Source organism: Pseudomonas baetica (assembly GCF_051216495.1).
Classification (GTDB): domain Bacteria; phylum Pseudomonadota; class Gammaproteobacteria; order Pseudomonadales; family Pseudomonadaceae; genus Aquipseudomonas; species Aquipseudomonas baetica_B.
Genome location: NZ_JBPKAM010000008.1, coordinates 26,328 through 37,987 on the forward strand (window position 1 = coordinate 26,328; position 11,660 = coordinate 37,987).

The 11,660-nt window shown below is 59.6% G+C and carries 8 protein-coding genes; 5 read left to right on the top strand and 3 right to left on the bottom strand.

Annotated features, from left to right (window positions below):
- The first annotated feature begins 51 nt into the window (after nt 1–51).
- From ACSFE6_RS05275 to ACSFE6_RS05295, 5 genes are all read left to right on the top strand, one after another.
- Entirely contained in the window at nt 52–1,095 is a 1,044-nt protein-coding gene (locus ACSFE6_RS05275; protein WP_435426602.1) for an AraC family transcriptional regulator, read from the top strand.
- Nucleotides 1,096–1,408: 313 nt separating this feature from the next.
- Complete coding sequence (locus ACSFE6_RS05280; protein ID WP_435426603.1) at nt 1,409–2,896, top strand: DUF1254 domain-containing protein; 1,488 nt, start codon at nt 1,409–1,411, stop codon at nt 2,894–2,896.
- Nucleotides 2,897–3,023: 127 nt separating this feature from the next.
- On the top strand, nt 3,024–4,556 hold the full coding sequence (locus ACSFE6_RS05285; RefSeq protein WP_435426604.1) for an arylsulfatase: 1,533 nt from the start codon (nt 3,024–3,026) through the stop codon (nt 4,554–4,556).
- Between the two features lie 63 nt (nt 4,557–4,619).
- Entirely contained in the window at nt 4,620–5,915 is a 1,296-nt protein-coding gene (locus tag ACSFE6_RS05290) for a DUF1254 domain-containing protein (protein WP_435426605.1), read from the top strand.
- 88 nt (nt 5,916–6,003) lie between these two features.
- Nucleotides 6,004–7,005, top strand: coding sequence for a DUF1214 domain-containing protein (locus tag ACSFE6_RS05295; protein WP_435426606.1), 1,002 nt, complete (start codon nt 6,004–6,006; stop codon nt 7,003–7,005).
- A gap of 129 nt (nt 7,006–7,134) precedes the next feature.
- Here ACSFE6_RS05295 and ACSFE6_RS05300 read toward each other — a convergent pair whose 3' ends face one another.
- The 3 genes from ACSFE6_RS05300 to ACSFE6_RS05310 all read right to left on the bottom strand — a co-directional run bounded on the left by ACSFE6_RS05300 (nt 7,135) and on the right by ACSFE6_RS05310 (nt 11,647).
- Nucleotides 7,135–7,905, bottom strand: coding sequence for a DUF3313 domain-containing protein (locus ACSFE6_RS05300; RefSeq protein ID WP_435426607.1), 771 nt, complete (start codon nt 7,903–7,905; stop codon nt 7,135–7,137).
- Between the two features lie 964 nt (nt 7,906–8,869).
- On the bottom strand, nt 8,870–10,216 hold the full coding sequence (locus ACSFE6_RS05305) for a hypothetical protein (protein WP_435426608.1): 1,347 nt from the start codon (nt 10,214–10,216) through the stop codon (nt 8,870–8,872).
- A gap of 90 nt (nt 10,217–10,306) precedes the next feature.
- The gene (locus ACSFE6_RS05310) at nt 10,307–11,647 is read right to left on the bottom strand and encodes a DUF1329 domain-containing protein (protein WP_435426609.1); all 1,341 of its coding nucleotides are present in this window, start codon (nt 11,645–11,647) and stop codon (nt 10,307–10,309) included.
- Between the last annotated feature and the right edge of the window lie 13 nt (nt 11,648–11,660).

Below are 11,660 nucleotides of genomic sequence, written 5' to 3' on the forward strand. Positions count from 1 at the left end.
CTGTTTTTTCCACCCTTTGCACGACCCACAAAAACAATAAATGGGCTGAAAATGATCGACTTCGTCCGTGCCGCGGCGCTGGCCAACTTCTCTGAATTCGCAGCGAAACAAGGGCTAAACCCCGAAAAAATGCTGAAACGAGCCGGCTTGCCCCTGGACCTTGAACGACTTCCCGACAGCCTGATCGCCTACAGCAAAATGCTCGACCTGCTGGTGCTGTGCGAAATGGAATCCCAGAACCGCCTGTTCGCCCTGCAATACGGCCTGGCCCAGGGCGTGAACATCTTCGGTCCCCTGCTCTACCTGTTTCGCAATGCCAAGGATGTACGCGAAGCGCTGAACGGGCTGACCGCCTACTACCACATCCATTCGGGGGCGGCGAAAATCGGCCTCGACGAAACGGACAAGCACGCGATTCTGTCCTACTCCATCAGCGACACGACCATGCCCGGCTACCGACAAGGCTCGGAGCTGGCACTGGGCGTAGGCTTGCAGTTGATGCGAACCTTGCTGAGCAAGCGCTGGCAACCCCAGGCCCTGTTGATCCGGCACACCCCGGTCGCCGAACCCGCACAGTACCGGCGCCTCATCGGCATGACCCCAAGCTTCAACACCGTCTATAACGGCCTGATGTTCGACGCGAGCTCGCTGGACACTCCACTGGAATCCGCTGACCCGGCCCTGCATCGATTGATTCGCCAGCATCTCGACCATCTGGCACAGATGTCCGACGAGGAACTGCCGACGCTGGTCCGGCAATTGATTCGAAATTTCATGCCCGAAGGTCGGGCCAACATCGAATACATCGCAGCGTTCATGCGCATGAGCACGCGCAAGCTGCAACGCCAACTGGAACTCGAAGCGTTGACGTTCCAGGACCTGCTGTCCGAGGTTCGTCGGGACATGGCCTGCCACTACCTGCAAGACTCGACCATCAAGATTTCGCAACTGGCCGACCTGCTCGGCTATAGCGATCAAAGCGCATTCACCCGCGCCTTTCAGCGCTGGCATGGGCAGAGCCCCAGGCAATGGCGCAAACAATGGGTCGGCAAGACAGGTCTCGGGCAACGGCGTCATCAAATATCAAATTCCTGACGTCGATTATCGAGAATCCGCGCAAGCATCGTTCAATACTTGCCCTGTCTGCCGTAGCGCTCAACCCGGAACGTGACGCTCGGTCGATGCAACTCCTGTTTTAGGTGCCAGTGAGAACTGAGCACCTTTTTTTCCCTCTTCGCCGAGGATGTTCAGCCCTGTCCAGGCAGAGCCATAGCGGTGCACTACACTTCGGCGGGCGTCTGATCCCAACCGCTGAAGCAAGCTGACGGCCCGGCTGTTGCGTGTCGGGACACCACCCAAACTTGTGACTGGAGCCACCATGAGAGCCGTAGAAGGATTGATGACTCGTATGCCCCTGCCCCTCAAAAGCTTGAATGTCGCCAACGCGCTTTTGCCCAGGTTGCTGGTGGTGGCGCTCGCCGCTTGTGGTGCCGCTTCGCTACAGGCCGCGACCGAACCCCTGGGTGGACAGCCACCGCAGGGCGCCAGCCCCTCGGTCAAGGACTTCGACTACCAGATCAAATACCAACGCGCCTTCGAAGCCGTGCTGTGGAACATGCCGGCGATCTCCATTTACTCGTTCCGTCGCGCCGCGTTCGAGGACTTGGGCTACAAGGACAACGACATCATTGCCTACTCGGCGACGGCCACCCCGCAACTCGAAGCCCTGACCGCCAACAGCACCACGCCTTATATCGCCGCCTACACCGACTTGCGTAATGGCCCGGTGGTCCTGGAGATTCCGCCTGCCGGAGCCGACGGCAGCCTCTACGGCCAAGTGGTGGACGCCTGGCAGTTCACCATTGCCGACGTAGGTCCCGCCGGGCTCGACAAGGGCAAGGGTGGCAAATACCTGTTTACCGCGCCCGACTACAAAGGTGCGATCCCCAAGGGCTACTACCACGTCAGCTCGCCCAACTATCGCATCGCCTTCGCTTTCCGCTCGGTCCCGCCAGCCGGTAAAACCGCCGCTGACGCTTACGCGTACGCCAAACGCCTGCGCATGTACGCCCTGTCCCAGGCGCAGAATCCTCCGCAGCAAACGTTCATCGACCCCAGCCATCAGCGCTACCCGACGCTGCCGTTCTATGATGAGCGGCACTTCCAGGACATGTACGAGATCATGAGCGTCGAACCCGTGCGAGAGCACGACAAGGTGATGATGGGCATGCTCAAGTCCCTGGGCATCGAAAAAGGCAAACCCTTCGCCCCTGACGATACTGCCAAGCGCGCCATGCACCAGGCCGCGATAGACGCCTGGTTTTATTTGCAGGAGTGGTTCGACAAGGAAATGGTCAAGCGCGTCTATTGGACCGACCGCCATTACGTCTCGTTGTTGCAGACCGATGCCAATCGCCAGTTCAAGTTCACCTATGACGACAAGATCGACCTGATCGAACGCGCGGCGGAGTACTTCTGGTGCACCTACATGCCCAAGGCGCTCAGCGACTCACCCGCCACCGCCTACATGGTGGCGCTGGCGGACAAGGACGGTCAGTTGCTCGAAGCCGGCAAACTCTACAAGGTCGATGTTCCGGCCAACATGCCAGTCAAACAATTCTGGGCGCTGACGGTCTACGACCGCGCCACCTTCTCCTTCATATACAGCGACAGCAACCGCACCACGCTGTCGTCATTCGACCTCGCCAACATGAAGAAGAACGCCGATGGCGGCGTCACCCTCTATGTCGGTCCGAAAGCTCCCGAAGGACTGGAGTCCAACTGGATACCCACGTCGGGCAAACGCCCGATGCCGACCATGCGTTTCTATGGGCCGACCGAAGCGTTCAACAACAAGACCTTCAAGCTGCCTGACTTCGAGCAGGTCAATCCCTGAGCCCCCCCGAAAACCTTGTGCTATACAAATTGGATCCCGTTGTACAGATATTGCCCGCCAGCCACTCACGATGACGCCATATGCAAGTCGCGTTGGCGGGTATCTCACGGATAAATGAGGCTTCGTCATGCACCTCTTGAGAAATACCTTGCTGGGTTTCGGCCTGGCCATAGCGGCCTTGGCTCCGGTTCAAGCCGCAGAGAAGCCGAATATCGTGGTCATCATGGTCGATGACATGGCTCCCATGGACGTATCGGCCTATAACCGTGGCCTGGGTGCCGTCACCACCCCCAACATCGATCGCCTGGCCAAGGAAGGGGTGATGATCTCGGACTACTACGCCCAGCCCAGTTGCACGGCCGGTCGCGCAGCGTTCATCACCGGGCAATACCCGATCCGCACGGGCCTGACAGCCGTCGGACAACCCGGCGCGAAAGTCGGCTTGCAGGACACCGATGTGACCCTGGCGCAATTGCTCAAGGCCGAGGGTTACTCCACCGGCATGTTCGGCAAGTCGCATGTAGGCGATCGCAATGAATACCTGCCCACCGTCCACGGTTTCGACGAGTTCTACGGCTTTCTCTATCACCTGAACATCATGGAGATAGCGGAAATGACCAACTTCCCCAAAGACCCGAAATTTCCCGGCATTCCGCGCAACATGATTCATGCGGTGGCCACGACGACCGATGACGCCACCGAAGAACCCCGCTGGGGGCGCGTGGGCAAGCAGAAAATCACCGATGAAGGTCCATTGACCATCGAGCGCATGAAGACGATCGATGACACCTTCACCGACCTGTCGATCGACTGGGTCAAAAAGCAAAAGGCCGCCAACCAGCCGTTCTTCCTGTGGTTCAATCCTTCGCGCATGCACCAGATCATCCACGTCAGCGATCAGTGGCTGGGCAAAAGCGGGCACACCGAATATACCGATGCCGTGATGCAGCTCGACTCGCTGGTAGGCAAGCTGCTCGACACACTCGACCAGGAAGGTTTGAGCAAGAACACCATCGTCCTCTTCACTTCCGACAACGGCGTGAACCTCTCTCATTGGCCGGACTCCGGCGCCGCGTCGTTTCGCGGCGAGAAAGGCCTGACCTGGGACGGCGGCTTTCGTGTGCCAATGCTCGCCCGCTGGCCGGATCACATCAAGCCAGACACCTGGACCGGCGAGTTCATGACCTCCGAAGACTGGGTCCCGACCCTGATGGCCGCCGTCGGCAAACCGCAGGTGAAAGAGCAACTATTGTCGGGTCTCAACGTGGGCGGCAAGACCTTCAAGAACCACCTCGATGGCTACAACCAGCTCGACATGTTGACCAAGCCCGACGGCAAGTCCCAACGCCATGAGTTCTTCTACTTCGCCGAAACCAGCATGAACGCGGTGCGTGTCGATCAATGGAAGATCCACACGGCGATCAAGGACAAGTGGATGGAAGCGGCCAGCCCGATTCCCGGAGGTCTGGTGTTCGATATCAAGGTCGACCCCTACGAGCGTTCTGCGGAGGCCGGTGACCACTTCCGCTGGCAGCAGCAGCGCAGCTGGATCATTCCGATTCTCGCGCCGTACATCCAGACCTTTGAGAAGAGCATGAAAGACTTCCCGCCTTCACAAAAAGGCGCGGGAGGCATCGGCATGGCTTCAATGGAGAACTGACTTCACCGATTCCCTGAACTCGGCTGGCAGATCTTCGGACTTTTCTGACCCAATGGAGTGCTCATGAAACGATTGACCCTGGCGGCAACCCTGCTTTCGCTGGCCGTACCGGCCTTTGCGCAAATACCCGACAAACTGGCCCAGGACGCCTACACCTATGGCTACTCCATCGACGAAGCCTACAAGTTCTTCTATGAAACGGCGGTCAAGACCGACACGCCGCTCAACCGCTTCCAGAACATCCGCCACCTGGCCGATGACAAATACACCGATCACCCGACCATCAACAATGACACCCTGCACCTGATGGGCTGGCTTGATGTCGCTGCCGAACCGGTGATTGTCAGCGTGCCGGACATGGACAAGGGCCGTTACTGGATCCTGCACACCATGGACATGGGCCACTACACCGTGACCATGATCGGCTCGCGCACCCGTGGCAACAAAGGCGGCCATTTCATGTTCGCCACTCAGGACTGGAAAGGTGAAGTGCCGGGCAGCGTCGACGAAGTGATCCGCGTCGATTCCAACCTGGTGAAACTGATGGGCCGGATCATGGCCACGGGCCCGGAAGACGAGAAAAAAGCGCTGAACTACATGGATGACTGGAACGTCAGGACGCTCTCGGCCTACCTGGGTGTCTCCGGTCCCAAAGCCAAACAGCGAACTTACCTGGACCCGGCGAAAACCAATTGGCTGCAACGGGTCAATTTCGTGTTGTGCGACGGCACCATGGGCAAGGCTGACAAGCAATGGCTGGACCAGTTCAAGACCGTGGGCCTGGAACCTTGCAAGGAGGACTTCACTAAAGACCAACTCGCCGCCGCGAAGAAAGGCGAAGAACTGGGCATGAAGCACATCAAGGAACTGGCGCCGACCCTGACCGATGCCGGCAAGCTGCTGGGCACCCGTGCACAGTTGAGCGACGACCCGCGTGAACTGTTCGCCGAAGGCACCTACCTGGGCCAGTGGGGGCTGCCGCCGGACGAAACCATCTACCTGCAAGCCGTCAAAGGCAGCGACGGGCAAAACATCAGCGGTGCCAACGGCAAGGCCTATCGCATGCACTTCAAGGCGCCGGACGTCAGTGAATTCTGGTCTTTCACCGTGTATGGCACCGACAACCGCTTCATGGCGCACAACGAGCTGAACCGCCATAGCCGCGGCGATCGCACCTTGAAACCCGACGCCGACGGCAACTACACCATCGAACTCAGCGCCAAGGGCGATGCTAACAATCCCAACTACCTGCCCATCCCGGAGAAGGACGTCTACATCGTTTTGAGGATGTATGGCCCGAGCAAGGAAGTGCAGGCCGGCGGCTACAAGTTCCCGGCCGTTGAAGTGGTCAAGCCCTGATTGCCCCTGTGAGCGCCCTCCCGGTGGGAGGGCGCGTCTTTAACTAGCAATGAACGGCAGATATCAAAGGATCGAAGCGATGGGAAACATGAAAACAATCTTGCTCAGCGGACTGCTGCTCAATGCCGCTTTCGTTCACGCCAGTGACCTGGTAACGCCAGACAACTATGCACGGGCGGAAGTGGATGAGTCCTTCAAAAACATCGTGTCCGCCGTGGGTCCCAACGCCTTCCGTCATGATCGGGCACTCATCCCGCTGGACAAGCAGCCGGCAGTTACCATGAACCGCGATACCGTGTATTCGTTTGGTGTGTTTTACGCACCAGAAGGCACGACGATCACCCTGCCAAAATCAGCGGACAATCGTTATCAGTCGGCCATGATTCTGCAAAACGACGACTACACCGACCAGGTGTTCTATGCGCCCGGCACATTCCCGATCAAGTCGAAAACGGAGTTTGTCGGGGTGGTCATGCGCACGCAGATCAACCCCAATGACCCGGATGACACCAAAAACGTCAAGGCGCTGCAGGATGGTATCAAGGTCAATTGGCCGGCAGGCACGACGCCCAAGGCCTACAAAATCGTTGACTGGGATCAGGCCAGTTTGAAAACCCTGCGCGCCCAATATCAAAAAGAAGCCGCGAAACTGCCCAACCTCAATGACACAGCGGGACCGCACGGGGTGATCAAGCCTGAAATGCTGCGCTTGAGCGCCTCGGTTGCACTGGGTCTGCTGCCGGCTGAAGACGCCGTCTACATCTATCGCGACTATGGCTTGAGCGGCGACAAATGCTATCAGGCGACCTATGCCAAACCTGAATTCCTGGAGGGTGGGTTCTTTTCCTTCACCATGTACGGCGCCGACAAATACCTGAAAAGCGAAAATTCGAACCTGAACAATCGCGCGATGCACTTCAATGACGACGGCACCGTCACCGTACGGTTCGGACCGAAGGAAAAATGCGGCGAGTTCGCCAACTGGTTGCCGACCCCCGGTGATAACTGGTACCTGGGCATGCGCATTTACCGGCCGGGTAAATCGGTGGTCAGCGGTCAATACACCATACCGCAGCCAACCGCCATCTGAGCGGAGCGATTTCTTCTCCCCAACCCCACCGACTGTGGCTGGATCCTGTACGGAAAGCGGGATAGACCCCCTTCGCCAAAGCCGGTTGATGCCCGGCAATGGCGACCTGCGTCGATACAGCCCGGCTCGCTACTCACTGGCCTTGGTGCAATTGCCCGCCCCACGGCGCATGCAGAACTGATAGCGCATCTGCTCGGCCCAATAACGCTCGGCCTCGCTGACATCGCTCCAGGAGTCATAGGTACTGCTCTCGAACAGACCGATGATGGGCTTGCGAGCGCCTACGCGGCGATCAATCATCGCGGCGATCACCTCTCCGGTCCCGGCGTCCGCCATTTTCCCTTCGACCGTCACCTGTCCCGCGAAGGGCGGCTTGCCCGTGGTATGGGACAACGTCTGCATCGTTGCCATCTTGGCCCCCGGAACACCCAATGGAATAGGCACATAGGACATGGCCTTCATCGAAGAGTCAGCCTCTTGCGCGTCGATGATCGCGACAGACAAATGCAGCGTGTCGGGACCGGTCTGATTGACCATTTGATAGTCTTTGCCTAGCTGTTGATGCAGCTGATCGTAGAGACCCTGGGCAATGGCGGCGTTTTGTTCCTGGGGCGCGTCATGCAATTTGGATTTGGAGTCGCCATACAGCTTGACCGGGTCCAGGTAGATTTTGCTGTAGCGAGAAAAAGCCTGGGACGAGGCGAATTTCGGATTGCGGTACAGCAGCAACGACTCTCCATCCTGACCTGGCTTCATCATGGGATAAACATCGGGCATGAAACCTGAACCCTTGACGTTCTCGGCCAGCGTCGTGTTCCTGCCAGGCTGGGAAGTGGAAGCGCAACCGGCCAGTAACACCAGTGCACCGCCCAGAATCAGTGTTTTAACGATAGTCGTCATGCAGTGGTCATCTCCTGTGTTTGCACCGTGCTTGAGCCTGCCCAGACAGGCACACAGGAGTGTAGACACGAAAATTACCCCGGGTTGGGTGCTCTGGTTAATGGGGTACATATCCGTTTCTGCTGTAACGGCTGCTGACGGTTTCGCCCTTACGGCGAGTCACTTGGAAAAGCGCCAAGTGACCAAGCGCTTTATCCCCTGACGTACGGCCCTTCGCCAAGGCTCAGGGTTCCCTCGCTCCGGTCCTGCTCCGTGGGCCCGCCGCCATCGGCCATCCATGGCCGAGGGCGGCTAACCCGGCATCCATGCCGGGTTGCCCACTACGCAGAACCTGCGCTCGGCCTTCCGACGGGGCAGGTCAAAATCAAGATCAAAAGCAAAGCAAAGCAAACACCAATCCTGTACCTGACAGAACTCTAACTGTGGGAGTGAGCCTGCTCGCGAAGAAGATGTGTCACTCAGTGGTCATCTTGACTGGCCTGACCCCGTCGCGAGCGGGCTCGCTCCCACAATTAGATTAAGGGCGTATCTGTAAGTGATTGGCCGGTTGTAAGTCCGTCATCGCTGGCAAGCCAGCTCCCACAGGGATTGGGGATAACTGCAAAATCAGGTCGGCTGTCAGGCCGCCTCGCTTTTGCTTTTGATTTAGGCGCCCCGTAAAACCACGATGGCCGAACGCAGGCATTGCTCCGTGGGTAACCCGGCAGGACGCCGGGTTAGCCGCGCTGGGCCAAGGATGGCCCATCGCGGCGGCCCACGGAGCAATGCCGGAGTGAGGGCATGCCGAGCCTAAGCGAGGCACCGAGTGGTGGGGCAAGAGCCCTTTGGTTACTTTGGGGCTCTTCCAAAGTGACCCGCCGTCAGGGCGGAACCGCCAGTAGCCACAACCGAAGTAACGGATCTGCAAACTGGCGGGTGCCGGCGAAAAACCAGCCTCAGGACATCCCATCAGCCAACCCAACCCTCAAGACTTCTTCGGACAAGTCCAAACCGTCTCGACGATGTTGCGTTGCAGGTAAGTGCCCTTCGGCGCGTACTCGCCCATGACACTGGCAATGTCACTGTCCTTGGCGACGCTGTTCACGCCGTTCTTGAACTCGGGCGAGGTCAGCATGTTGCGCAGTTGCACGACGGCGACATCCGGGTCCTTCACGCCGTCGCCATCGTCGGCGATTGGCAACCAGGCGATGCCGCATTCGGTATGGGCCACCCGTGGGCGATCCTTCTTCTTGCTGACCATGATGGTGTAGTAACCCTTGGCATCGAGCGGTACGTTCTCATCGAACACGCAGTCGTTGACCCGGGTATTGGCAAAGCCCTGGTTGGAACACATCGACCAGTAGCGCATTTCCCCGCCGCCCATGCGTTTGTCGCCGTGGAACGTATTGGGGGTCGTCGGTGCCTTGCCGCGAATCACCAAGACATCACCGAAACGGTTGTTGACGATGGTGCGGATGTACTGGTTGTCCAGGTTGGGGAAGAACCCGCCTTCGCTGCGACGCGCATTCGGGTCGATCTCACCGGTGTACATGCCGATCAAAGCCTTGCGGTCGAGCTGGATATGCCACTCCGGGGTTTCCTGCGCGGGCCAGGTGTCTGGTTTTCCAGGCTGGTTCAGCAAGGACAGGTACTGCGACTTGGGCAGGCCGATCGCGGCAACGTTCAAGCGTGGCGGCTGTTGTGCCTGCAGTGCCTGGCAAGCCTGCTGCCCTTCCAGCACGGTGCCGTCCTTGAGGGTCAGTACCGGCTCCGGGACGCTGACGCCACCGGTGGGGTGCAGGCCCTTGTCCGAGGCATAGATGCGGTAGAGCACGATCTGCTGCCCGGCCTGACTGGTTGGCGCGTGCAAGGGCCGCCCTACACCGCCGCCTTCCAGTTGACCAATGCTTTCCTCGCCACTGCGGGCCTCATCGAGAACGGTCAGCCGGTAGTCACGCTGCTTGCCGTCGCGCGCGGCACCGACCACGAACGGGTTGGTACTGCCCGGTTGTGGCTTGATCAGGTAGTCGGCCACCGATTCGAGGGGCACGCCTTTTTCGTCATAGCTGATGAAGGAGATGTAGCGCGAGTGCGGGAACTGGCCTTTCAACTCCAGCTTGGCGCCTTCCGGCGTTTTGAACATCGCCCCCCAGTAGGCCGTGGCGGCATCCGGGTAGGCGGCGTTGGCATAGGGGTCGCCACTGACCGGACCATGCTTGAAGAAGCAGTTGCGTGCTCCCGGCACGCCAATTTCGTCGGCGGCACTGGCCTGCCCGACCAGGCCCATCAACCCGCTGGTCGCCAGCAGGACACTCGTTATCAAGCGTTTCATAAACCCTTCCATTCCATCGATTTGCGGGCGCACCCGGCCATGCAGGGGCGCCACGGGACGCCCTGCGGTGAGAAAGTTGAGTTATCGGGATCAGCGACCCATGCGGCGCAGCGCGTTGGCACTGAAATCCATCAGTTGCGAGGGAGCGCTGAAGTTGTAGCCGGCTTCCTGGTTGCGCAGGCCGACCACGCCATAGCGGCGCGATTGCAGGTCATAGGACACTTCGCTCGGCGCGTACGGCAGCGCGACATCGTAGAACTGGATCGGCTGGGCTTCCTGCACCCGCCACAGTTCACCGCGACCGTCATACACATCGGCGGCGACGATGGCCCAGCTGTCTTCGTCGAGGTAGAAGGTGCGCTTGGAATAGATATGCCGCTCGCCAGCCTTCAACTTGGCCTCGACCACCCAGACACGGTGACGCTCGTAACGCATCAGGTCCTGATTGAGGTGCCCGGGTCGAACGATGTCGGCGTACTTGAGCGAATGGTCGTGGAACTTGTAGGTGTTGTACGGGATGAGCATTTCGCGCTTGCCCACCAGCGTCCAGTCGTAGCGATCAGGCGCGCCGTTGTACATGTCGAGCATGTCGGTGGTGCGCAGGCCGTCGAAGTTCTGCTGCGGGTTGTCGTAGGCGATTTCCGGGGCGCGCAGCACACGACGCTGACCGGGGTTGTAAGTCCAGGCCAGGCGGCGCTCCTTGACCTGATCCAGCGGTTCGTGAACCAGGGTGGCCGAGCCGGCGACGCTTTCCGGCGCGGTCAGGTAGGTGATGTAGTACAGCAAGCGGTTTGGCTCGCTGTCGGACACCGCACCGGCGGGCGCCAGCTTCTGCCGACGGATCAATGGCGTGAAGCTGCCGTTGGCCTGCACCGCGAACTCCGCGTAGCTGGTTTCCCAACCGTTGCCACGGTAACGCGCCAAATGGTTCCACAGGGCTTGCAAGCCATCCTTGGGAATCGGGAACGGAGTACCGGCACCGCTGTAGCCTTGCAAGCCATTACCGTTGGCCAATAGATCCGCTGTCTGGCTCTGCTGGCGCGTCGCCGCGTAGGCCGCCTCCGGCAGGGCCATCGTGCGATGGCTTGGGTAGACCGGCAGCTTGTAGTCGTTGAAGGTCGTGAGCAAGGCTTTCTGCCCCGGCGAGAGCAGCGCCGCATGCTCCGCCATGTTCGCGGCGGTCACGGTGAACAGCGGCTTCTCGTTGGCGTAGGGGTCGGCATAATTGCCGCCGGCCTTGAAGCCTGCCGGTGGCTGGGTCAGGCCACCGTTCCAGGCGGGAATGCTGCCGTCGGCGTTGCCGGCCTTCTCGGCGCCAGTCGGCGTCAGGTCAACGCCCAGGCGTGCCGCGTCCTTGGCGTCGAGTTTGGCTAAGGCCAGGGGGCTGGCCAGCAGTGTCGCCACTGCCAAGGCTGTCAGTGTTCGGTTCATGTCGTGATCTCCG